This is a genomic window from Pseudomonas sp. Leaf59 (genome assembly GCF_920984685.1).
Taxonomy (GTDB): domain Bacteria; phylum Pseudomonadota; class Gammaproteobacteria; order Pseudomonadales; family Pseudomonadaceae; genus Aquipseudomonas.
The window spans coordinates 71624-95751 of record NZ_CAKLBR010000017.1; the positions used below are offsets into that span (position 1 = coordinate 71624).

Below are 24128 nucleotides of genomic sequence, written 5' to 3' on the forward strand. Positions count from 1 at the left end.
GGTGTGTCCTCGCGGCTTGCCATTCAGGTGATGGCTTAGATATTGATGAAGCTCTTGGGCGGCTGGTGCAGGCTGATCCTGGCGTCGTCATACAGCAGGTTGATCAGCTCGACGATCATGATGGCGGTCAGTCCCCAGATCTTGTACTCGCCAAAGCGGTAGCTCGGCACGTACCAACTGCGGCCCTGATAATCGATGCGATGGGTGTGCTCGCGCGGGTCCTGACGGAAAAAATCCAGCGGCACGCTGAAAACAGCGGCAATTTCGGCGTCGTTGGCCAGGTACTCGACGTAATCGGGAACCACCCCCACGTAAGGCGTAACGCGAATGCCATGCAGGGAAATCAGCGGGCTCAAGGGGCCGATCACTTCCACCAGGCCCGGCGGCAGGCCGATTTCCTCTTCGGCTTCGCGCAGCGCGGTGAAGATCAGGTCCGGGTCTTCGGGGTCACGGCGCCCGCCGGGAAACGCGACTTCGCCGCCATGGGTCGACAGCCCGCTGGCGCGCAGGGTCAGGATCAGTTCGGGTTCGTCGCTGCGGGTAATTGGCACCAGCACCGCGGCCTCGGGGAACCGCCCGTCGGTCTCCAGCGTGTGCGGCGTGTGATTGCTTACCCGGCGAAGTAGCTCGTCCAGCATGAGTCATCTCGGTCTGTTGGCTACCTTGCATCATGCACCAAAGCGTGCGGGCGCCCAACCCCAAAACCGCAGGCGTGTCGTTAAACGACAACTTGCAGGAACGCCCGGCACCAAGCCAAGATGCACGCAATCTCCAGGAACCCGAGCATGAACTTCTGCAGCCAGTGCGGTAAACCGGTCACCCAACGCATCCCCGATGGCGACGCGCACCTGCGTTATGTGTGCGATCACTGCCACACCATCCACTATCAGAACCCCAATATCGTGGCCGGCACCCTGCCGGTGTGGGGCGACCAAGTGCTGCTGTGCCGCCGCGCCATCGAGCCGCGCCTGGGTTACTGGACCCTGCCCGCAGGCTTCATGGAAAACGGCGAGACCGTGGAACAGGCCGCCGTGCGCGAAACCTTCGAAGAAGCCTGCGCGCGCATCCGCAACCTGCAGATCTATACCCTGATCGACGTGCCGCATATCAGCCAGGTGCATATTTTCTACCGCGCAGAACTCGTCGACCTAAACTTTGCCGCCGGTATCGAAAGCCTTGAGGTGAAGCTGTTCGACGAGGCCGATATCCCTTGGTCCGAACTGGCTTTCCGCACGGTGGGGCGTACCCTGGAATGCTTTTTTGCCGACCGTCGGCAACAGGCTTTCCCCGTGCGCAGCGAAGCGGTACCGCCCATGTCCAACACCGCCCGGTCCTGATCCGGCCCCCAGGAAATCGTGTCAATGCGTTGGTTGCTCGCTCTGCTCTGCCTGTCGTTCGCCTCGCTGTCATCGGCGTCCACCCTGGAAACCCTGGGCGGCAAACCGGTGGAGAAGGTCCTGGTGCTCAAGTCTGCCCACCAATTGCAGTTGATCAACGACGGCAAGCCCCTCAAGACCTACCGCATCTCCCTGGGCAAGAACCCCAAGGGCCACAAGCTGATCGAGGGCGACCGCCGTACACCGGAAGGTTTTTACTGGCTCGACTGGCGCAAGGTCAGCGACCGCTACAACCTGGCCATGCACATTTCCTACCCCAATATCAGCGACGCCGCCCGCGCCCGCCGCGAAGGCGTGAAGCCCGGCAGCATGATCATGATCCACGGCACGCCTGACACCGCAGACTACCCGGAGCAGTGGTTCCACACCCTGGACTGGACCGATGGCTGCATCGGCATGCGCAACGTCGACATGCGCGAGGTCTGGAACCTGGTCAAGGACGGCACCCTGATCGAGATCCGGCCCTGATCTTCAATCGCCCGTAAAATAATTCGAAATATTTTCCCGCCCCTGACAGCGCCTGCCGGTGAATACCAGTTCACCGCGCGGGCTTGCGTCGTTCTGCGCGCCATAAAGACCTCTCTAATACCACTTGATGCCAAGCCCCAATACAGGGCTCTGAAACCGTTGCCTGCACGGTTTTGGGTGCATTGACATGGTATCTAAGTGGTATTAGTTTCCGGCCAATACCGGGCGACAACATTCCAAATAACGCATCGGACACTCACCCATGAATCCCATCCTGGCCCTGCGCCCTGACGACACGCAATCCACGCCGCTGTACCTGCAACTGGCCCGTAACCTGGAAGCGGCCATCCATGCCGGCGAGTGGAAATCCGAACAGGCCTTGCCCTCCGAACGCGTACTCAGTGAGCAGTTGAGTATCTCGCGGGTCACTGCACGCAAAGCCCTGCAAGTGCTGTTTGCCCAGGGCCTGATCCGTCGCAGTCAGGGCTCCGGCACCTTTATCACGCCGCGCCTGGAACAACCGCTGTCGCGCCTTTCGGGCTTCAGCGAAATGCTGCGCCTCAAGGGCTTTGTGCCCAGCTCGCACTGGCTGGAGCGCGAGGTCACCCCGCCAACGCACGAAGAGCTGATCCGCCTCGCCCTGTCACCCACCGACAAGGTCGCGCGCCTCAAGCGTTTGCGCAAAGCCGATGACACGGTCATGGCCATCGAGATGACCACCCTCCCCGCCTCGGTGCTGCCACAGCCGCACACCTTGGGCAACTCGCTCTACGAATACCTGGAAGGCATCGGCAAGCCCATCGTGCGCGCCCTGCAGCATGTGCAGGCAATCAATGCGTCGGACGAGTTCGCCGCCCTCGTGGGCATCGCCCCCGGCACCGCCATGCTGCTGATGTCGCGGGTTGGCTACACCGCCGACAACACGCCGATTGAGATCACCGACACCTACTGCCGCAACGACTACTACGACTTTGTCGCAGAGCTGCGTCGTCATGACTACTCCGCTGAACTGCGACTCTAGAGAACTGCCCATGTCCGAAGACAACATCCTCACACCCCAGGGCTGGATTCGCGGCCGCCTGGTGCACGAAAACGGCCGGGTGAGCGCCATCGAAGGCACGCCCTGTGACCCCGCCGACAATGACCTGCCTTACCTGCTGCCGGGCTTTATCGACCTGCATGTGCACGGCGGCGGCGGGGCCGACATCATGGAAGGTGCAAGCGCCTTCGAGACCATCACCCGCACCCACGTGCGCTTTGGCACCACCTCACTGCTGGCCACCACCATGACCGCGCCGGTGGAGGAGATTTCCCGCGTACTCGGCCAGCTCGGCACCTTCTGCGAGCAACGCCCCACCGGCAGCGCACGGGTGCTCGGTGTACACCTGGAAGGGCCCTACATCAACCCGGGCAAACTCGGCGCCCAGCCCAACTTCGCCCATACCGCCTTGATCGCCGAAGTGGAGGCCTACCTCGCCCTGGCGCCGATCCGCGTGATCACCATCGCGCCGGAAATCGCCGGCCACGCGGCGTTGATCCGCGCGCTCAGCGAACGCGGCGTGCGCATGCAGATCGGCCACACCCTGGGCAGCTATGAAGAAGGCGTGGCCGCCCTCGAAGCCGGCGCCACCAGCTTCACCCATTTGTACAACGCCATGAGCCCGCTGCATCACCGTGAACCCGGCATCGTCGGCGCCGCGCTGGCCCACGCCCAATACGCCGAGCTGATCCCCGACCTGCTGCACGTGCACCCCGGTGCCATGCGCGTGGCCCTGCGTTCGATCCCGTGCCTGTACTGCGTGACCGACTCCACCGCCGCCGCCGGCATGCCCGACGGCGAATACAAGCTGGGCAGCCACACCGTGACCAAATGCCTGGGCGGCGTGCGCCTGGCCGACGGCACCCTGGCCGGCAGCACGCTGACCATGGATCAGGCGCTGCGCAACCTGGTGAAAATCGGCCTGCCCATCAGCGAAGCCTCACAACGCCTGTCGCAATTTCCGGCGGACTACCTGGGCCTGCAGGCGCGCGGCCGCCTGCAACCCGGCAGCTTTGCCGACTGCGTGCGCCTGGACCGCGCCCTGACCCTCACCGACGTAATGGTCGAAGGAGAAACCATTGACTTCAAAAATGCTTGAAGAGGCCCTGGCCTCCGCTGATGCCGTCGCCGCGCAACTGCAACGCCTCGGCGTGCCACTGGAGAACATCGCCGAGCGCCTGCGCCGCCAGCCGCCGCAGGTGGCGCTGACCATCGCCCGCGGCAGTTCCGACCATGCCGCCAGCTACTTCGCCTACCTCGCCATGCAGCATGTGGGCATCCCGGTGGCGTCGCTGCCAATGTCGGTGGTGACCCTGTTGCAGGCGCCGTTGCAGGTCAGCGGCCAGGTGGCGTTCGGTTTCTCGCAGTCGGGGCAGAGCCCGGACCTGGTCGACAGCCTGCGCCTGCTGCGCAAGCGAGGGGCCTTGAGTATCTCGCTGGTCAACGCCGAGGACTCGCCGCTGGAAGCCGCCTGCGAATTCCACGTGCCACTGTGCGCAGGGCCGGAACTCAGCGTGGCGGCGACCAAAAGCTTTATCGCCACCCTCAGCGCCAGCGCGCAGTTGATCGGGCACTGGAGCCAGGAAGCCGATTTGCTGCGATCCTGCCGCGCCCTGCCCGACGAGCTGCGTGCCGCCGCGAAGCAGGATTGGACACTCGCCATCGACGCCCTCAAAGGCAGCCAGCGCCTGATGGTGATCGGCCGTGGCGCCGGTTTTGCCATCGCCCAGGAAGCCGCGCTCAAGCTCAAGGAAACCTCGGCGATCCAGGCCGAAGCCTTCAGCAGCGCCGAAGTGCGCCACGGCCCGATGGCCCTGATCGACGAAAACTACCCCCTGCTGGTATTCGCCCCACGCGGTGCCGAGCAGGCCGGCCTGTTGAGCCTGGCCGCCGATATGCGCCAGCGCGGCGCCCGGGTGTTGCTGGCCGCGCCGGACGATATCGCCGAACGCGACCTGACCCTGAGCCGCGCCGAGCACCCGAGCCTCGATCCGATCCTGGCCATCCAGAGTTTCTACGTGATGGCCGCAGGTCTCGCTGAAGCCCGGGGCATGGACCCGGACCAGCCGCGCCACCTGAGCAAAGTCACCCGCACTCACTGAGTGGTGTTTTCCTGATGAGTACCGTGCCCATGTCCAACAACAATAATGTATTGACCCTCAGCGCTCCCCTCAGCGGGCCGCTGCTGGCCCTGGGCGACGTCCCCGACGACGTGTTCGCCAGCGGCGCCATGGGCGACGGTATTGCCATCGACCCGTTGAATGACTGCCTGCATGCGCCGTGCGACGGTGTGATCATCCATGTCGCCCGCACCGGGCATGCATTGACGATTCGCGCTGCAAACGGCGCCGAACTGCTGATGCACCTGGGCATCGACACCGTGGAGCTGGGTGGCGAAGGCTTTGAGCTGCTGGTCGAGCACGGTGCGCAGGTGAGCAACGGGCAGGCACTGGTGCGCTTTGACCTGGACCGCATCGCGCGGCGGTGCAAGAGCCTGGTGAGCCCGATCATTCTGACCAACAGCGAACGCTTTGAACTGACGCCTCGGTCATTGAAAACCGTGAAAGTCGGCGAGCCGTTGATGCAGGTCGCCGTGCGTTCAGCCGCCTGCGTTCAAACCGCTGTGGATAACTCAACGGTCGAGGCCAGCGCCCGTGTGCGCGTTACTCACCGTGGTGGTTTGCACGCACGTCCGGCTGCGCTGATCCGCAAAACCGCCCAGGGCTTCAGCAGCCAGGCACAGTTGCACTTCGCGGGTAAATCGGCGGCATGCGACAGCCTGATTGGCCTGATGGGCTTGGGCATTGGCGAGGGCGATGAAGTACGCGTCAGCTGTCGCGGCAACGACGCCGAGGCGGCGTTGCAGGCATTGGTGGCCGCCCTGTCCGTGGCAATCAGCGAAGCCCATCAGCCCCCGGCCGTTACCGCTGCGCCACCTCGAGTCCGCGTCGAAGCCGACGTGCTGCAAGGCGTGTGCGCTGCGCCCGGCCTGGTGTGCGGACCGTTGATCCGTCTCAGCGGCGTTGAGCTGCCAGCCGATACCGGCGGCCATCGCGTCGATGAACAACTCGAACGCCTGGACGCGGCGCTGGAACAGGTGCGCGGCGAAATCCGCGACACGCTGGCCCACGCTCGGCAGCGCAAAAATGCCGAGGAAGAAGACATCTTCGCCGCCCACCAGGCCCTGCTGGAAGACCCGGCGCTGCTTGACGCGGCCACCGCGTCCATCGAACACGGCAGCGCCGCCACCCACGCCTGGCGCGATGCGATCCAGGCCCAATGCGCGGTGTTGCTGGCGCTGGGCAAGCCGCTGTTCGCCGAACGCGCCAACGACCTGCGTGACCTGCAACAACGCGTGTTGCGCGCCTTGCTCGGTGACGCCTGGCATGTCGAATTGCCGGCGGGTGCGATTGTCAGCGCCCATGAGCTGACACCGTCCGACCTGCTGCAACTGAGCGCGCAAAACGCCGTCGGCATCTGCATGGCCGAAGGTGGCGCGACGTCCCACGTGGCGATCCTGGCCCGGGGTCAGGGCTTGCCCTGCGTGGTGGCGTTGGGCACCGAGCTCCTGGATGTGCCGCAGGGCCAGCGTGTGGTCCTGGACGCGGCCAATGGTCGCCTGGAACTGGCGCCCAGCGACGCCCGGCACGCCCAGGTGCACCAGATTCGCGATGCGCAGAAGCTGCGCCGCCAGCAGCAACAGACCAAGGCCCAATTACCCGCACACACCACCGACGGCGTGAGCGTTGAAGTCGCTGCCAATGTCGCCTCCAGCGCCGAAGCCGAGGTGGCCTTTGAAAACGGCGCCGACGGCGTCGGCCTGTTGCGTACCGAATTCCTCTTCGTCGACCGTCGCACCGCGCCCGATGAACAGGAGCAACGTCAGGCCTATCAAGCCGTACTGGATGCCATGGGCGATAAGTCGGTGATCATCCGTACTATCGATGTGGGCGGCGACAAGCAACTGGACTACCTGCCGTTGCCCGCCGAGGCCAACCCGGTGTTGGGCCTGCGCGGTATTCGCCTGGCCCAGGTGCGCCCCGATGTGCTCGACCAGCAACTGCGCGCGCTGCTGCAAGTAGCGCCGCTCGAACGCTGCCGCATCCTGCTGCCGATGGTCAGCGAGGTGGATGAACTGCTGCAGATCCGCCAGCGCCTGGATCAACTATGCGCCGAGCTGGAACTGACCCGGCGTCCGGAACTGGGCGTGATGATCGAAGTGCCCGCCGCTGCACTGATGGCCGAGCAGCTCGCGCTGTATGCAGACTTTTTGTCCATCGGCACCAATGACCTGTCCCAGTACACCCTGGCCATGGACCGCGATCACGCCGGTCTGGCGGCGCGGGTCGATGCGTTGCACCCGGCGCTGCTACGGCTGATTGCCCAGACCTGCGCGGGGGCAGCGAAACATGGGCGTTGGGTTGGCGTATGTGGCGCCCTGGCCTGCGACCCAATGGCCACGCCGGTGCTGATCGGCCTGGGCGTCAGCGAGCTGTCGGTGAGCCCGCTGCAGATCGGCGAAATCAAGGACCGCGTCCGCCACCTGGATGCGGCGCACTGCCGGCAACTGAGCCAGGGCCTGCTCGACCTGAGCAGCGCCCGAGCCGTTCGCCAGGCCTGTCAACACCACTGGCCGCTGAGCTGATAACAACAACAAAAGGAGACACGCCATGTATCAACATTTCATCGAAGGCCTGCAACGCCTGGGCCGCGCCTTGATGCTGCCGATCGCGATTCTGCCGATTGCCGGCCTGCTGCTGCGCCTGGGCGATACCGACCTTTTGAACATCGCGGTGATGCACGACGCCGGGCAAGCGATTTTCGCCAACCTGGCATTGATCTTCGCCATCGGCATTGCCGTGGGTTTTGCCCGCGACAACAACGGCACGGCAGGTCTGGCCGGTGCGATTGGTTACCTGGTGATGATCTCCACTCTCAAGGTGATGGACACCACCATCAACATGGGCATGCTCGCCGGTATCGCCAGTGGCTTGATGGCAGGCGCACTGTATAACCGCTTCAAGGACATCAAGTTGCCGGAGTACCTCGCCTTTTTTGGCGGGCGACGGTTTGTGCCGATTGTCACCGGGTTCAGCGCGGTTGGCCTTGGCGTGATCTTCGGGCTGATCTGGCCGCCGATCCAACAGGGCATCAACAGCTTCGGCGCGTTGCTGATGGACAGCGGCAGCCTCGGCGCCTTCGTGTTTGGTGTGTTCAACCGGCTGCTGATCGTCACCGGCCTGCACCATATCCTCAACAACATGGCCTGGTTTGTGTTTGGCACCTTTACCGACCCGGTCACCGGCGCGGTCGTCACCGGTGACCTGACCCGTTACTTCGCCGGCGACCCCAAAGGCGGCCAGTTCATGACCGGCATGTTCCCGGTGATGCTGTTCGGCCTGCCTGCCGCGTGTCTGGCGATGTACCGCAACGCGCTGCCGGAACGGCGCAAAGTGATGGGCGGGATTTTCCTGTCGATGGCGCTGACCTCGTTCCTGACCGGCGTGACGGAGCCGATCGAGTTCGCATTCATGTTTCTGGCGCCGTTCCTGTACCTGATCCACGCGGTGCTGACCGGCCTGTCGATGGCCGTGACCAACCTGCTGAATATCCACCTCGGGTTTACCTTCTCCGGAGGGTTTATCGACATGGTGCTGGGTTGGGGCAAGTCCACCAATGGCTGGCTGATATTCCCGGTTGGCCTGGCCTACGCGTTGATTTACTACAGCGTGTTCAGCTACTGCATTCGCCGTTTCAACCTGAAGACACCGGGCCGGGAAGATATCCAGGTGGTGCAGGCTGAGGTGATGAACGACAACCGGCGTGCCACGGCTTATATCCGCGCGCTGGGCGGCGCGGACAATCTGCTGAGCGTGGGCGCCTGCACCACGCGGTTGCGCCTGGACATGGTCGATCGCAACAAGGCAGTGGATGCGGAGTTGAAAGCGCTGGGCGCCATGGCGGTGGTGCGGCCGGGTAATGGCGGGAGTTTGCAGGTGGTGGTCGGACCGATGGCCGACAGCATTGCTGATGAAATTCGCCTGGCGATGCCGTCGTTTGTTGCCAGTGTGCCGGTTGCGCCTGTGGATAAGCCAGCGGCGGTGAATGTGCAGGAGGCCGAGAAATGGCTGAGTGCACTGGGCGGACGAGCCAATGTGCAGCAGTTGGAGGCCGTGGCGATGACGCGGTTGCGGGTGGAATTGGGGGATGACTCGGGGTTGTCCGAAACGGCCCTGACCGCGCTGGGTTGTCAGGGTGTCAGCCGGCTGGAAAGCGGAGTCTGGCACTTGTTGATTGGCGACAAGGCCCTGGGCCTGGGTGAAGCGCTGGATCGGTTGGTCGGTGACCGTGAGGTCGGTTCCAGGGTTTAGAAGCACAGTGGTTCCATTGGCCCCAATCGGGAGCAAGCCCCCTCCCACATTTTGACTATGTGAATACGTTCAAATGTGGGAGGGGGCTTGCTCCCGATTGGGCCTGACAGGCGCCCGAGAATCAGGCGCCTGTCACCCGGGCCTTAGCCACCAAAGACCAGGTTGGCCGACTGAGCCCCCGCGTTTTTCACCGTAAAGTCCTTGGCTTGCACGGCGGTCTTCAACGCGTAGTCATAGTTGGAATTGGCCGTCCACTGCGCCTTCGGCGACTTCTGGTTAGTGATCGCAGGCACGCTGCCGATATCGGTGAAGGTGCCGTTGCCTTTGTCGTCCAACATGCCGTTGCTGGCGCTGCCCTCACCAAAGTGGTTGTACTCGGAAAGAATGTTGGCGTTTTGCGCCAGGGTAAAGCCCAGGTGGAACTTGTTGATGTAGTTGTTATAGACATGGAAGTAGCCATAGCGCATCAGCCCCGGTGCGCGCACTTCCAGATTGTCGAAGCGGTTATGGCAGATCGTCAGCCGTGGAAAACCGTTGAACGCCGTGTTGTTGTCATCGCTAGGGTGGCCGAGGATCAAGCCGTACTTGTGGTTACCAAAGAAGCAGTTGCTGATGGTCGCGTAGTCGGCCTTGTCACCCATGTAGAGCAACTTGTCGAGGCTGCCGTCGTTGACGGACCAGGTGTGACCGACGAAAGAGCAATGGTCGATCCAGTACTTGCTGCCGTGGTTGAGGTACAGCTGGATGTCGTCGTTGTCTTTGATGCCAGCCGAGTGCTGGAAAACGATGTTCTGGAAAATGATGTTTTGCGACGCTGAGGTTGCCCGCAGGTGGATGTTGGTGAGGGTGCGGTTCTGGAACGAGCCCACCAGGGTCTTGTTGGAGCCCAGGTTCACTTTGGTCAGGCTGGAAGCCGAAAGGTTGCTGTTGATCACCAGCACGCGAGGGGTCGCGTCGCCGATATTGGCCTTGAGTTGATCCAGGTTGGTAATGCTGACCACGGGACCTGCCCAGCCGCCGGTAACCTTGGCAGCCTTGGCAAAGCCTGTGATGCCGTTGAGTTTGCTTTCTGGATAAGACATGTGAGTTCCCTCTCTAAAGAAACATGACCGTCCTGGTCATGGGTACAAATACTGTACATGCAAACAGTGCTTTATAAATTTATTATCGTCAACCCCTATTCAAATCCAGGCTGTCCGGGACGCCGCCCTCGCGAGCAAGTTTCAACCGACGATAAAAAACCCGCTGACCAAACCGGCCCAGCGGGTTTCCTGTTTTTACAGCCGTCGAATCAAAAATCCGCCAACTGCCATACCTCATAAGCCGGTGTTTCATACGGGTGGCTCAGCTTCAAAGCAGCCACAACAGCCATAATCAACGCATCCGCCACCACCAGCTCAACCTTCCATTCTTCAACCACTTCAACCTGACCCACCTGCCCAAGATACGGCTGGCTGCCGTCCAATGCGCGAAACTGGCCCTGGCCCGGCACTTGCCAGGCGCAGCTGTCGTAGTTGCCGATGCGCCCGCCGCCGGCGGCGAAGACGGCGGTTTTCACCGTCTCCACATGGCTTGCGGGTACAAAGAAGGCGAGCTTGTACACCGCCTCAGTTCACCCACACGCGGGCGTTGCGGAACATGCGCATCCAGCCGCCGTCTTCGTCCCACTCTTCCGGGCGCCACGAGTTCTGCACGGCGCGGAACACGCGCTCCGGGTGCGGCATCATGATGGTCACGCGGCCGTCGCGGCTGGTGAGGCCGGTGATCCCGCGCGGCGAGCCGTTCGGGTTGGCCGGGTAGCCTTCGGTGACCTTGCCGTGGTTGTCGACGAAACGCAGGGCCACGGTGCCGGACAGGTCGGCTTCGAGCAGCGCCTCTTCGCTGGCGAACTCCGCGTGGCCTTCACCGTGGGCGATGGCGATCGGCATGCGCGAACCGGCCATGCCCTGCAGGAAGATCGAGTTGGACTCCTGCACCTGCACCATGGCAACGCGCGCTTCGAACTGCTCGGAGCGGTTGCGCACAAAGTGTGGCCAGAACTCGCTGCCGGGGATCAGTTCGCTGAGGTTGGACATCATCTGGCAACCGTTGCATACGCCCAGCGTGAAGCTGTCGTTGCGCTCGAAGAAGCCCTGGAACGCATCGCGGGCGCGGCTGTTGAACAGCGCCGACTTGGCCCAGCCTTCGCCGGCCCCCAGCACGTCGCCGTAGGAGAAACCGCCACAAGCGACCAGGCCTTTGAACTCATTGAGGTCAACGCGACCGGCGAGGATGTCGCTCATGTGCACGTCAATCGCATTGAAGCCGGCACGGTCGAACGCGGCCGCCATTTCCACCTGGCCGTTGACACCCTGCTCACGCAGCACGGCAACCTGTGGCCGGATGCCTTTCTTGATGTAGGGCGCGGCCACGTCCTGGTTGACGTCGAAGCTGAGCATGGTGCTCAGGCCCGGGTTGTCTTCTTCCAGGATCGCGTCGAATTCCTGCTCGGCGCAATCGGCGTTATCACGCAGGCGCTGGATCTGGTAGCTGGTCTCGGACCATTGGCGTTGCAGCAGGCGGCGCTGGCCGGAGAACACGGTGTCGCCGTTGAACGAGATGTTGATCTCACCGTTGTTGATCGGCTGGCCGATGACGGCCACGCAGTCATCCAGGCCGGCGGCGCTGAATTGGGCGAGTACGTCCGGGGTCGCGTCCTGGCGTACCTGGATCACGGCGCCCAGCTCTTCGTTGAACAGGATGCCGTTGATTTCAGAGGCATCCTCGGCAACGCTGTCGAGCACGATGTTCAGACCGCAGTGACCGGCAAAGGCCATTTCCACAACGCTGGTGAGCAGGCCACCATCGGAACGGTCGTGATAAGCCAGCAGGTGGCCGTCGGCGTTGAGGCCCTGGATCACGGCGAAGAAGGCCTTGAGGTCCTCTGCGTCGTCGACGTCCGGCGCCTGCTTGCCGAGCTTGCCGTGGGTCTGCGCAAGGATCGAGGCGCCCATGCGGTTCTGCCCACGGCCCAGGTCGATCAGGATCAGGTCGGTGGTGCCCTTGTCCATGCGCAGTTGCGGGGTAAGGGTCTGGCGGATATCGGTGACCGGGGCAAAACCGGTGACGATCAGCGACAGCGGCGAGGTGACGCTCTTGTCGGTGCCGTCCTCGTTCCAGCGGGTGGCCATGGACATGGAGTCCTTGCCCACCGGAATGGTGATGCCCAGCTCCGGGCACAGCTCCATGCCCACGGCCTTGACGGTGTCGTAGAGGCGCGCGTCTTCACCGGGATGGCCGGCGGCCGACATCCAGTTGGCCGACAGTTTGATATCGGACAATTTACCGATGCGCGAAGCTGCGATGTTGGTGAGGGTTTCACCAATCGCCATGCGGCCCGACGCCGGAGCGTCCAGCAGGGCCAGCGGCGTGCGCTCGCCCATGGCCATGGCTTCACCGGTGTACACGTCGAAGCTGGTGGCGGTGACGGCAACGTCGGCCACCGGCACCTGCCACGGGCCGACCATCTGGTCACGGGCCACGAGGCCGGTGATGGTACGGTCGCCAATGGTGATCAGAAAGCTTTTGCTGGCCACGGCCGGGTGGTGCAGCACGCGCTCGATGCTGTCGGCCAGCTCCAGCGCGCGTGGGTCGAAATCATCGCCCAGCTCGGCTTCACGAACCGCCGAACGGTGCATGCGCGGGGCCTTGCCCAGCAGCACTTCGAGCGGCATGTCCACCGGGCTGTTGCCGAAGTGGCTGTCGGTCACGGTCAGTTGCGGCTCGGCCGTGGCCTCGCCGACCACGGCAAACGGGCAACGCTCGCGTTCGCAGATAGCCTGGAAGCGCGCGAAATCTTCAGGGCCGACGGCGAGTACGTAGCGCTCCTGGGATTCGTTGCTCCAGATTTCGTGCGGGGCCATGCCCGGCTCGTCATTTGGAATATTGCGCAGTTCAAAACGACCGCCCCGCTCGCCATCGTTGACCAGTTCCGGGAAGGCGTTGGACAAGCCACCGGCGCCCACGTCGTGGATAAAGCTGATCGGGTTCTTGTCACCCAACTGCCAGCAACGGTCGATGACTTCCTGGCAGCGACGTTCCATCTCCGGGTTTTCGCGCTGTACGGAAGCGAAGTCCAGGTCCGCCGAGCTGGTGCCGGTGGCCATGGAGGAAGCTGCACCGCCGCCCAGGCCGATCAGCATCGCCGGGCCGCCGAGCACGATCAGCTTGGAGCCGACCAGAATCTCGCCTTTCTTGACGTGTTCTTCACGGATGTTGCCCATGCCGCCGGCCAGCATGATCGGCTTGTGGTAGCCGCGCACTTCATCGCCACGCGGGGTGGTGATGGACTGTTCGAAGGTGCGGAAATAACCGGTGAGCGCCGGGCGCCCGAATTCGTTGTTGAACGCGGCGCCGCCCAGCGGGCCTTCGATCATGATGTCCAGCGCGGTGACGATGCGCTCAGGCTTGCCGTAGGGCACTTCCCAGGGCTGTTCGAAGCCCGGGATCTGCAGGTTGGACACGGTAAAACCGGTGAGGCCCGCCTTGGGCTTGGCGCCACGGCCGGTGGCGCCTTCGTCGCGGATTTCGCCGCCCGAACCGGTGGCGGCGCCCGGGAACGGGGCAATCGCGGTCGGGTGGTTGTGGGTCTCGACCTTCATCAGGATGTGCACCGGTTCCTGCACCGCGCCGTACTGGCGGGTTTCAGGGTCCGGGAAGAAGCGACCGGCGACCGAGCCGACGATCACCGAGGCGTTGTCCTTGTACGCCGACAGCACACCTTCGCTGTGCATCACGTAGGTGTTCTTGATCATGCCGAACAGGCTTTTTTCCTGGCTCTGGCCGTCAATGTCCCAACTGGCGTTGAAGATCTTGTGACGGCAATGCTCGGAGTTGGCCTGGGCGAACATCATCAGTTCGATGTCGTGGGGGTTGCGCTGCAGGCCGTTGAAGGCGTCGACCAGGTAGTCGATCTCGTCTTCGGCGAGCGCCAGGCCCAGTTCGGTGTTGGCTTTCTCGAGGGCGGCGCGGCCACCGCCGAGCACGTCAATCGCGGTGAGCGGCTTGGGCTCGGCGTGGCTGAACAGGCCGGCGGCCTGTTCCAGCTGGCTGACGATGATCTGGGTCATGCGGTCGTGCAGGCTGCTGGCAATCAGCTCGGCTTCGGCGTCGCTGAACTGCCCGGCGACGTAGAAGGCGATGCCGCGTTCCAGGCGCTGGATCTTGTCCAGGCCACAGTTGCGGGCGATGTCGCTGGCCTTGCTCGACCAGGGCGAGATGGTGCCGAACCGTGGCAGAACCAGGAACAAGCGCCCGGCGGGCTCTTGAACGGGAACGCTGGGACCGTACTTCAGAAGGCGTGCCAGCACTTGCTGTTCGTCGGCGGTCAAGACGCCGTTAACGTCGGCGAAATGAGCAAATTCAGCATACAGGCCTGTAACCGCTGGAACCTTCTGGCTCAGTTGCTCAAGGAGTTTGCTGTGGCGAAAGGCAGAAAGGGCAGGAGCGCCGCGCAGGATCAACATCTTCGGGACAGCCTCGGGAAGGGGGTGTGCTTTGAGGCCGTGCATTCTAGCGTAAACCTTCGCCAACGGCACCCGAAACGGCACCGCTGGCCGCCGCCGAACGTCAGTTGGCCGTGATTGCACCCTATCGGGGCAAAATCCCTGGCGTTGGGCGCAGTTATTTTAACCGTCACAATCGTGCGCCAACCCGCGTTTCTGCGGGCTGCAGCACAGTTTTTGCGGCGCTAGCAGACAAGTGCGCCGCTGTCGAGATATGGCGCCACGGGCCGTTTGCGTATACTGCGCAGATGTTCTCCCCAACTGCTTTGCGCCCGCGATGCGCCAAATGGCTGCTCGCAACCGGACTCTTCCTGATGCTCAGCGCCTGTGTTGACAAACCCAGCACGCTCGAACGAATCAAGGAGGATGGCGTATTGCGGGTGATCACCCGGAACAGCCCCGCTACTTATTTCCAGGACCGCAACGGTGAAACCGGTTTCGAGTACGAACTGGTCAAGCGCTTTGCCGATGACCTGGGCGTGAAGCTCGAGATCGAGACCGCCGACAACCTCGATGACCTGTTCGGCCAACTGGGCAAGCCCAACGGCCCGGTGCTCGCCGCCGCAGGCCTGGTGCGCAGCGAGCCGCGCCAGCAGCAGGTGCGCTTCTCCCATCCGTACCTGGAAGTGACCCCGCAGGTCATCTATCGCAATGGTCAGTCACGCCCGACCAACGCGGCGGACCTGGTGGGCAAGAAGATCATGGTGCTCAAGGGCAGCACCCACGCCGAACAACTGGCGGCGCTGAAAAAACAGAACCCTGCCATCGAATATGAAGAATCCGACGCCGTCGAGGTGGTCGACCTGTTGCGCATGGTGGACGAGGGGCAAATCGACCTGACCCTGGTGGACTCCAACGAAGTGGCGATGAACCAGGTGTACTTCCCCAATGTGCGCGTGGCCTTCGACCTTGGCGATGCCAGCAACCAGAGCTGGGCCGTGGCCGCAGGCACCGACAACAGCCTGCTTAACGAGATCAACAGCTACCTCGACAAGGTGGAAAAGAACGGCACCCTGCAGCGTCTCAAAGACCGTTATTACGGGCATGTGGATGTACTCGGCTATGTCGGCGCCTACACCTTCGCCCAGCACTTGCAGCAACGCCTGCCCAAATACGAGAAACACTTCCGGGCCTATGCCAAGGAAGAAAAGGTCGACTGGCGGCTATTGGCGGCCATCGGCTATCAGGAATCGCTGTGGCAGCCGGCCGTCACCTCCAAAACCGGCGTGCGCGGCCTGATGATGCTGACGCAGAACACGGCCCAGGCGATGGGCGTGTCCAACCGCCTGGACGCCAAACAGAGCATCATGGGCGGCGCCAAGTACCTGGCCCGGATCAAGGATGAGCTGGACGACAAGATCGCCGAGCCGGACCGTACCTGGTTCGCCCTCGCCGCCTATAACGTGGGCACCGGCCACCTGGATGACGCGCGGATCCTGGCGAAGAAGGAAGGCCTGAACCCGAACAAGTGGCTGGACGTGAAGAAGATGCTGCCGCGCCTGGCGCAAAAGCAGTGGTACAGCAAGACCCGCTACGGTTATGCCCGCGGCGGTGAACCGGTGCACTTCGTGGCGAACATCCGGCGTTACTACGACATCCTCACCTGGGTGACCCAGCCGCAGCTTGAGGGCAACCAGGTGGTGGAAGGCGACCTGCATGTGCCGGGCGTGGACAAGAGCAAGCCGCCGGAAGACAACCCCAAACTCTGAGCACAGTACAAAACCAATGTGGGAGGGGGCTTGCCCCCTCCCACACTTGGATCTCCATTGCTGGCTGGATCTGCATTCGGGCTTAAAGGCCGGTGATCAGGTGTACGACACCGTCTGACAACACCACCGCTGGCACCCCTGCTGCCTTTAACGCCGCCTCATCCAACCGCCCCGCCTCCTGCAGTTGCACCCTCACCCGCGTCAGCGCCACCCGTTGCTGCGACTTGAGGTTATCGGCCCCGCCCAATGCACTCAGCACCTCGGCCGACAACAGCCCCGGTACCGGCGCGGCGTCCGTTTCGGCGATCAGGTCCGGGGTCAGCGCCTTCCAGAACGCCTGCTTCAGTTTATCCAACATGCTCAGTTCTCCCGCACAGGTGAGGTGTCGACGCTGGCCGCGTGAAATTGGCGCAGGGCCTCGCGCACATGGGCGGCCTCTTCCAGGCCCAGCACTTGGCGGGCGATAAGCTGGCAGTCGGTCAGCGCCCGCTCACGCACCGTGGCCTTGATGGTGGGAATGAGCGGCACGCTGACCGACAGCTCGTCCACCCCCAGGCCGATCAACAGCGGCACCGCCAACACTTCGGACGCCAATGCGCCGCACACGCCTACCCACTTGCCGTGGGCATGGGCGGCCTTGACGGTGCTGGCGATCAGACGCAGCACTGCCGGGTGAAAGCTGTCGGCCTGGCGGGCCAGCCGGGGGTGGTCGCGGTCCATGGCCAGGGTGTACTGGGTCAGGTCGTTGGTGCCGATGGAGAAAAAATCCACATGGGGCGCAAACACATCCGCCATCAGCGCGGCGGACGGCACTTCGATCATGATGCCCAGCTTGGGCAACTCACTCAGGCCCAGCGCCTGCGCCTCCTCCTCCAGCATCTTGCGCGCCAGGTGCAGCTCCGACAGCAGGCTGACCATCGGCAACATGATATGCAGCCGCGCCAGCCCGGCACTGGCGAGGATCGCTCGGAACTGTTCGCGCAACAGCTCGGGACGCTCCAGGCACAGGCGAATGCCGCGTAAACCCAGAAACGGATTGGCCTCCGCTTCCATTGGCACATAGGCCAGCGGTTTGTCGCCGCCAACGTCAAGGGTGCGCACCACCAGGCTGCGCTCGGAACCCAGGGCACGGGCGATGGCGCTGTAGGTGTCCGCCTGTTCCTCGGGGCCGGGCGCGCGGTTGCGGTCCAGGTAGAGAAACTCCGAGCGCAGCAGGCCGACGCCCTCGCCGCCCAGCGTCAGGGACTGCTGTACCTCCTGCAACGAGGCGACGTTGGCGGTGATGTCGATGCGGTGCCCATCACGTGTTGTGGCAGGCGCTGACGCCTGCGCCATGTCCCGCTCACGCCGCTGCAGTTGCTGTTCGCGCTCGGTTTGCAGTGCTTCGATTTCGGCCAGGTCAGGCGCCAGGTGCAACTCGCCCTTGTCGGCGTCGAGCAACACCTGCATGCCGTTGGCCAGGGCCAGCACCTGCATCGGCACGCCACACAGTGACGGCAGGCCAAGGGCGCGGGCCAGGATCGCGACATGGCTGGTGGCACCGCCGCCGACGGTGACAAACCCCAGCACTTTGCCGGTATCCAGGCTGGCGGTTTGCGACGGGGTGAGCTGCTCGGCGATCAGGATGGCGCGCTCGGGCAATTCCCAGGCGCTGTCCTGAACGCCCAGAATCAGCTTCAGCACACGCCGGCCGACATCGGCCAGGTCCGTCGCCCGCTCGGCGAGCAGCGCATTGCCCATGCCGAGGAACAGTCTGGCGGTTGAGGTGGTGGCGTAGTTCCAGGCGTACGCGGCGCTTTTGCCCTTGCTGAGCAGACCATGGGCCTGCTCCAGCAGGGTGGGGTCGTCGAGCAGTTCCTGATGGGCGCGGAAAATCTGCGCCTGGGCACTGCCGGCCGCCTTGTCCTGGAGCGCCTGCAAGGCTTCGGCGGCGGCCAGCAGCGCACGGGTGAGCGTTGCGTGTTCGGCCGAGGTGCCGGCGCCGTTTTCGGTGATGTGCAGCGCCGGTTCAGCCACTTGAAACACTTGGCCGAACGCCGAACCCGGTGACGCGCACACGCCGCGCAGCAAGGTCGCCGACGCATCGGGCGTGGCCGCTTGCGCTGGCTGCGGCGCAGTCTCGACGGTCTCGCCGCAACCCTGCGCCAACAAGGTGACCAACGCCTTGATCGCCGCGTCGGCATCCTCCCCTGTCGCGCTGACCTGCAAGGTATCGCCCTGCACGGTTTGCAGCGCCATGATCGCGACCAGGGACTTGGCGTTGGCGCTTTGGGTTTGCTTGTGCAAGTGAACGGTGGCCTTGAAGCCTTTGGCCGTCTGCGCCAGCACCGCCGCCGGGCGCGCGTGCAGACCGTTGGCATTGGGCAGGGCCAGCGGCTCGGAGAACACGGCATTGCCCTCGTCCCTGCCGATTACCTCATCTGCGTCGGCGGGCGACACCTGCATCAGTGGCTGTCCCACCGCGACCGTGTCGGCGTCCGGCGCCAGCAGCACAAACGGCTCGCCGCTCGCCACCAGCACCAGCGTGAGCAAACTGCGGGCATTGAGCGCCACGTAATCGGCATCGAACTCGATCAGTGCTTGCCCGGCCTCCACCCGCTGGCCCTCCACGACCAACCGGGTGAAACCCTTCCCGGCCAGGTGCACCGTGTCCAGGCCAATATGCATCAGTACCTGCACACCGTTGTCGTCGGTGACGCTGACGGCGTGCCCGGTGTCCTGGATATTGCTGATGACCCCGACGAACGGCGCGCAGAGGGTTTGCGAAGTAGGGTCGATGCACAGCCCATCGCCAATCATGCGGCTGGAAAATACCGGGTCGGGTACCTGCTCCAGCGCCAGCAGCACCCCGGACAGGGGCGCCAGCAGTTCCAGGGGTTTGGATAGGGTCATGCCTTCACCTGTTGTTTTTTGAGTGGGTCCGCGTTCATTTCCACCAGTATTCAACCTGCACCCCCACGTTCGAACCATGCTGCGCGCTGCCGTAGGCACCGGTGTCGGACAACGCCGAACCGGCCGCCAGTTCATTCGCCGCACGCTTGGCCGCCGCGTTCCATGTCGCATACGTGTAGTACAAACGCACCTCCGGCCGCGCCCAGAATTCCGGGCCCTTGGGCGACCAGGTCGGGGCGAAGGTGAATTTGCTCAGCTTGCGCGTCCCGCCGGCGGCGTCGACCTGATCATGGCCGAGTTCGGTGACCAGTTTGAATTGTTCAGTGAGCGCATACGCGGGGCGCACGCCGATGGACATCCAGGTCTGGTCCTGGCTGCCGGGGCGAATGTCCTTCTGGTACACCGCCTCGACCTGCCCACCGAAACGCGGAGTCACCTGCCAGTCGAAGAACTCGACGGCGCGGTAACTTTTGCTGCTCTTGTCGAGAAAGGTGTTGCCGGTGTAGCCCAGGCCCGTGCCGGGGCCTTCGCCGTATTGCAGGGCTAATTTGTTCTTGCCGCCCAGAAAGCCCGTTTGCACATGCTGCGCCGTCAAGGCCCAGCCGCTGTTGGTGTCGCGCCCACCGGCCCTGGCGATGTAACTCAAGCCCAACTCCAGCTCGCCGCCGGGATTGGTGTTGAAGCCGGCGACGTTGAAGTCGTGGCGGGTGGCGTATTCCTTCTGGTACAGGTTGTCCTTGCGCGACAGCGCGTAGCTGTACTTGAGGCCGCCGATCAGCACGTCCTCGATACCGCCGCCGGTGGCGCTCTGGTTCCAGTAGTAGAAGTCGGAAATATGGATGTCGTTACGTTTGTAGTAACGCCGCCCGGCCCACAGTGATCCGCCGTTAAGGGCGGGCAGGTTGGACCACTGCGCATACAACTGCGGCATGCGCGCCGAGCCGTTGTCTTCGCCCTGAAACGTGAGGGCGCGGTCATATTTGTTGTACAGCGACGCCATCGCATCGACGCTGAGCACCGAGCCATCGTCGAAGGTCAGCAGGTCCTGGCGCAGTTCCAGTTCGCCGTATTGCTCGCATTCGTTGCCCAAGCGGTATTTGGTCTGCGCACCCGGCAGTTGGAAGCATTGCTGCTTGCCACTGCCCGTAGACGTCCCCACGCCACTGCGCAAATAACCGGAAAATTCCAGCGCCTCGGCGCCGAACGGCAGGCCCAGACAGGAAGCAACGAGGCCCAGCTTTATGGTTGTTTTCATGACGCACTCCACTCATTTTTTATTATGGTTTTGAAGCGCCCCCGCATGCCCATGCAGGGGTTACAACGAGGCTGATTCCTTGAGGTGCAGCACAAAGGATTCATAAGGACGCAACGCCACAGAGCCCGTAAGCGCCGGGCAATCGGGGTAGTTGCTGATCAGCAGGCGTTGCTCGCTCGCCGCATTGATCACGGACTCAGGCAACTGGATGTCGCAGGGCTGGCCGTAAAAATTGTTGACCACCAGCAGGCGTTCGCCGTGGCCTTCGCGCAGGTAGGCCCAGACTTGCCGATGGCCTTGCAGCAACTCGCAGTAAACGCCTTCCTGGATCAGCGGTTCGCGGCGGCGCAAGCCGATGAGTGCGCGGTAATGATGCAGCACCGAGTGCGGGTCATCCCGCTGGCAGTCGACGTTGATCTGCGCCGCATTGGCCGGGATGCCGATCCACGGTTCGCCGCTGCTGAAGCCGGCGTTCGCCGCGCTGCTCCATTGCATTGGCGTGCGCCCGTTATCGCGGGACTTTTGCATGATCGCCGCCATGCTCGACGCCTCGGACTCACCGGCGTCACGCTTGAGGCGGAAGATATTCAGGGTCTCCACATCGCGATACTGCTCGATCCGGTCGAACCCCGGATTGGTCATGCCCAGCTCTTCGCCCTGGTACACAAACGGCGTGCCCTGCAAAAAGTGCAGCGCGGTGGCGAGCATCCTCGCCGAGACCACGCGATGTTCGCCGTCGTCACCAAAGCGCGAGACCACCCGCGGCTGATCATGGTTACACCAGAACAGCGCGTTCCAGCCGCCGCCGGCCTGCATGCCCAGTTGCCAGTCGGAGAAAATGCGCTTGAGCTGCAGAAAATCGAAGTCGGCCTGCACCCACTTCTGCAGGTTGGGGTAGTCGACTTTCAGGTGATGAAAATTGAAGGTCATCGACAGTTCTTTCGACTCCGGCCGCGAGTAGCGGATGCAGTGCTCGAGGCTGGTGGATGACATCTCGCCGACGTTGATCAGGTCGTGGCCTTCGAAGACTTCGCGGTGCATTTCCTGCAGGTACTGGTGCACGTTCGGGCCGTCGGTGTAGAAGCGCCGGCCGTCGCTGCTGTCTTCAGGGAAGTCGGCGGGCTTGGAGATCAGGTTGATCACGTCCAGGCGGAAACCGCCCACGCCCTTGTCGCGCCAGAAGCGCATCAGCTTGAACACCTCGGCGCGCACTTTGGGGTTGTCCCAATTGAGGTCGGCCTGGGTGTGGTCGAACAGGTGCAGGTAGTACTGCCCGGTCTGCGCCTCGTACTCCCAGGCCGAGCCGCCGAACTTGGATTCCCAATTGTTCGGCTGGTCGCGCCAGATGTAGAAGTCGCGGTACGGATTGTCGAGGCTGCTGCGCGCCTGCTGGAACCATTCGTGCTCGATGGAGGTGTGGTTGACCACGATATCGAGCATCAACTTGATGCCGCGTTTGGCCGCTTCGCCGATCAGCAGCTCGCAGTCGGCCATGGTTCCGTAGCTGGGGTCGATGGCGTAGTAATCGCTGATGTCGTAGCCATTGTCGCGTTGCGGCGAGCGCAGGAATGGGGTGATCCACAGGCAGTCGACGCCCAGCCACTGGAGGTAATCGAGCTTGTCCACGATGCCGAGCAGGTCCCCGGTGGCGTTACCCGCGTGGCTGTGGAAGCTTTTGGGGTAGATCTGGTAGATCACCGAGTGTTGCCAGTTTTGCATGGTGGGTTCCTTCAGTAGAATTTTGTGCCGTAGATGAGGGACTCATTGGGAGCAAGCCCCCTCCCACACTTGAACTGCATTCCAACTGTGGGAGGGGGCTTGCTCCCGATAGCGGCAGGTCAGGCAACCCTGTACCCGGGCCGAACGATCTTCATGCTCAACACGCAGGTCAAAACAAACGGCACGACCATCGCGATCACCATGCCCACCACAAACACCGGGATGGCACTCGGCACGATCGAGATAAACCCGGGCAACCCACCCACGCCGATGGCCGACGCCTGGACCTTGTTCAGCGCGAGGAAAATGCTGCCCAGGGCCGAGCCCAGCAGCGCTGCATAGAACGGAAACTTGAAGCGCAGGTTCACACCGAACATCGCCGGTTCCGTGATGCCGAAGTAGGCGGAAATCGCCGAGGTCGAGGCCATGCTTTTGTCCCGCGCGTTACGGGTCATGTAGAACACCGCCAGCGCGGCGCTGCCCTGGGCCAGGTTGGACATGACGATCATCGGCCAGATAAAGGTGCCGCCCTGGGTGGAGATAAGCTGCAGGTCGACGGCGAGAAACATGTGGTGCATGCCGGTGATCACCAGCGGCGCATAGAGCAGGCCGAAAATCGCGCCGCCGAGCATGGGCGCGATCTCGAACAGGGTGACCAGGCCTTCGGTGATCAGGATGCCGAGGTGACGCGTCACCGGGCCGATGATCGCCAGGGCCAGCACGCCGGTCACCACGATGGTGGTGATCGGCACCACCAGCAGTTGAATGGCATTCGGCACCCGCGCGCGCAGCCATTTTTCGATCACGCTCATCACAAAGGCCGCCATCAGGATCGGCAGAATCTGCCCCTGGTAACCGACCTTTTCGATCCGGAACCAGCCGAAAATATCGAAGTACGGCAGGCTCTGGCCGTCGAGCCCGGCGACGGCCTTGCCGTAGTTCCAGGCGTTGAGCAGATCGGGATGCACCAGCATCAGGCCGAGCACGATGCCGAGAATTTCACTGCCGCCGAACCGCTTGGCCGCCGACCAGCCGACCAGCGCCGGCAAGAACACGAACGAGGTGTTGGCCATCAGGTTGATCAGGCTCCACAGCCCGTCCAGGTTCGGGTAGGCCTCGAGCAGGGTCTGGCCCTCGATGAACATGCCCTTGGCGCCCATCAGGTTGTTAATGCCCATCAGCAGACCGGCGATGATCAGCGCAGGCAGGATCGGCATGAACACATCGGAGAACACCCGCACCAGACGCTGCATGGGGTTGGTCTTGTCGCCGCCGGCCTTCTTCACGTCGGCGATGGTCGACGCCGCCAGGCCGGTCAGTTCGCGCAGGGCGGCGTAGACCTTTTCCACTTCGCCGGGGCCGATCACCACCTGGAACAGGCCGCCGGTGAAGAACGACCCCTTGACCAGATCGACCTGGTTCAAGGCGCTGACCTTGACCAGGCCGGGGTCCTTGAGCGCCAGGCGCAGGCGCGTCACACAGTGGGCGGCTTGCTCAAGATTGTCGCGCCCGCCGAGGTTGTCGAGGATCTCGCGGGCGATGCTGGAATAGTCGTGGCTCATGCTTGTGGTATCCACTTTGATTTTTTTATTGGGGGGCAGCCATTGGCAGCACGCCGAGAACAAACCTACTCGTACAGACGAGTTATAGCAATAACTCGTCTGTACGAGTTACATAATGTTTGATTTTCCGAATTTGTAGTCAGGCATTTCTGATCATCCGCCCGCGCCCAATG

17 protein-coding genes are annotated in these 24128 nt (G+C 63.1%); 8 read left to right on the forward strand and 9 right to left on the reverse strand.

Annotated elements, in window-relative coordinates:
• Nucleotides 1–35: 35 nt before the first annotated feature.
• Nucleotides 36–638: a CoA pyrophosphatase gene (locus LUB09_RS17840; RefSeq protein WP_057007247.1), complete on the reverse strand. Its 603-nt coding sequence runs from the start codon at nt 636–638 to the stop codon at nt 36–38.
• 147 nt (nt 639–785) lie between these two features.
• Here LUB09_RS17840 and LUB09_RS17845 point away from each other — a divergent pair, with 147 nt between their 5' ends.
• The 7 genes from LUB09_RS17845 (at nt 786) to nagE (ending at nt 9275) form a co-directional block, all read left to right on the forward strand.
• Nucleotides 786–1337, forward strand: coding sequence for an NUDIX hydrolase (locus tag LUB09_RS17845; RefSeq protein ID WP_231423219.1), 552 nt, complete (start codon nt 786–788; stop codon nt 1335–1337).
• Between the two features lie 24 nt (nt 1338–1361).
• Nucleotides 1362–1865, forward strand: a complete 504-nt coding sequence (locus LUB09_RS17850; RefSeq protein WP_209984468.1) for a L,D-transpeptidase family protein — start codon at nt 1362–1364, stop codon at nt 1863–1865.
• Between the two features lie 262 nt (nt 1866–2127).
• Entirely contained in the window at nt 2128–2886 is a 759-nt protein-coding gene (locus LUB09_RS17855; protein WP_209984470.1) for a GntR family transcriptional regulator, read from the forward strand.
• A gap of 10 nt (nt 2887–2896) precedes the next feature.
• On the forward strand, nt 2897–4003 hold the full coding sequence (gene nagA, locus LUB09_RS17860; RefSeq protein WP_209984475.1) for an N-acetylglucosamine-6-phosphate deacetylase: 1107 nt from the start codon (nt 2897–2899) through the stop codon (nt 4001–4003).
• Nucleotides 3984–5006, forward strand: a complete 1023-nt coding sequence (locus LUB09_RS17865) for an SIS domain-containing protein (protein ID WP_209984477.1) — start codon at nt 3984–3986, stop codon at nt 5004–5006. Before nagA ends, LUB09_RS17865 begins: the two co-directional genes overlap by 20 nt.
• 29 nt (nt 5007–5035) lie before the next feature.
• Nucleotides 5036–7549: a phosphoenolpyruvate--protein phosphotransferase gene (ptsP, locus tag LUB09_RS17870; RefSeq protein ID WP_231423242.1), complete on the forward strand. Its 2514-nt coding sequence runs from the start codon at nt 5036–5038 to the stop codon at nt 7547–7549.
• 25 nt (nt 7550–7574) lie between these two features.
• Nucleotides 7575–9275 (forward strand): N-acetylglucosamine-specific PTS transporter subunit IIBC, encoded by a 1701-nt coding sequence (nagE, locus tag LUB09_RS17875; protein ID WP_231423220.1) that lies wholly within the window; start codon nt 7575–7577, stop codon nt 9273–9275.
• A gap of 143 nt (nt 9276–9418) precedes the next feature.
• Here the strand turns inward: nagE and LUB09_RS17880 are convergent, their stop codons facing one another.
• The 3 genes from LUB09_RS17880 to purL all read right to left on the reverse strand — a co-directional run bounded on the left by LUB09_RS17880 (nt 9419) and on the right by purL (nt 14779).
• Nucleotides 9419–10357: a pectate lyase family protein gene (locus tag LUB09_RS17880; protein WP_231423221.1), complete on the reverse strand. Its 939-nt coding sequence runs from the start codon at nt 10355–10357 to the stop codon at nt 9419–9421.
• A 209-nt stretch (nt 10358–10566) separates the two neighbouring features.
• Entirely contained in the window at nt 10567–10878 is a 312-nt protein-coding gene (locus tag LUB09_RS17885) for an NGG1p interacting factor NIF3 (protein ID WP_209984485.1), read from the reverse strand.
• A gap of 4 nt (nt 10879–10882) precedes the next feature.
• Nucleotides 10883–14779, reverse strand: a complete 3897-nt coding sequence (gene purL, locus LUB09_RS17890) for a phosphoribosylformylglycinamidine synthase (protein ID WP_209990499.1) — start codon at nt 14777–14779, stop codon at nt 10883–10885.
• A 287-nt stretch (nt 14780–15066) separates the two neighbouring features.
• On the opposite strand from purL, the gene mltF reads away from it, so the two are divergent.
• Complete coding sequence (gene mltF, locus LUB09_RS17895) at nt 15067–16527, forward strand: membrane-bound lytic murein transglycosylase MltF (RefSeq protein WP_209984488.1); 1461 nt, start codon at nt 15067–15069, stop codon at nt 16525–16527.
• Between the two features lie 82 nt (nt 16528–16609).
• Here the strand turns inward: mltF and LUB09_RS17900 are convergent, their stop codons facing one another.
• The 5 genes from LUB09_RS17900 to treP form a co-directional block, all read right to left on the reverse strand.
• Nucleotides 16610–16885 (reverse strand): PTS transporter subunit EIIB, encoded by a 276-nt coding sequence (locus tag LUB09_RS17900; protein WP_209984492.1) that lies wholly within the window; start codon nt 16883–16885, stop codon nt 16610–16612.
• Between the two features lie 2 nt (nt 16886–16887).
• Nucleotides 16888–19419: a phosphoenolpyruvate--protein phosphotransferase gene (ptsP, locus tag LUB09_RS17905; RefSeq protein ID WP_231423222.1), complete on the reverse strand. Its 2532-nt coding sequence runs from the start codon at nt 19417–19419 to the stop codon at nt 16888–16890.
• A gap of 34 nt (nt 19420–19453) precedes the next feature.
• Entirely contained in the window at nt 19454–20674 is a 1221-nt protein-coding gene (locus LUB09_RS17910) for a maltoporin (protein WP_209984497.1), read from the reverse strand.
• 60 nt (nt 20675–20734) lie between these two features.
• Nucleotides 20735–22393, reverse strand: a complete 1659-nt coding sequence (treC, locus tag LUB09_RS17915; protein ID WP_231423223.1) for an alpha,alpha-phosphotrehalase — start codon at nt 22391–22393, stop codon at nt 20735–20737.
• Nucleotides 22394–22512: 119 nt separating this feature from the next.
• A complete protein-coding gene (gene treP, locus LUB09_RS17920) occupies nt 22513–23955 on the reverse strand; it encodes a PTS system trehalose-specific EIIBC component (RefSeq protein WP_231423224.1) in 1443 nt (480 codons plus the stop codon).
• Nucleotides 23956–24128: the final 173 nt, after the last annotated feature.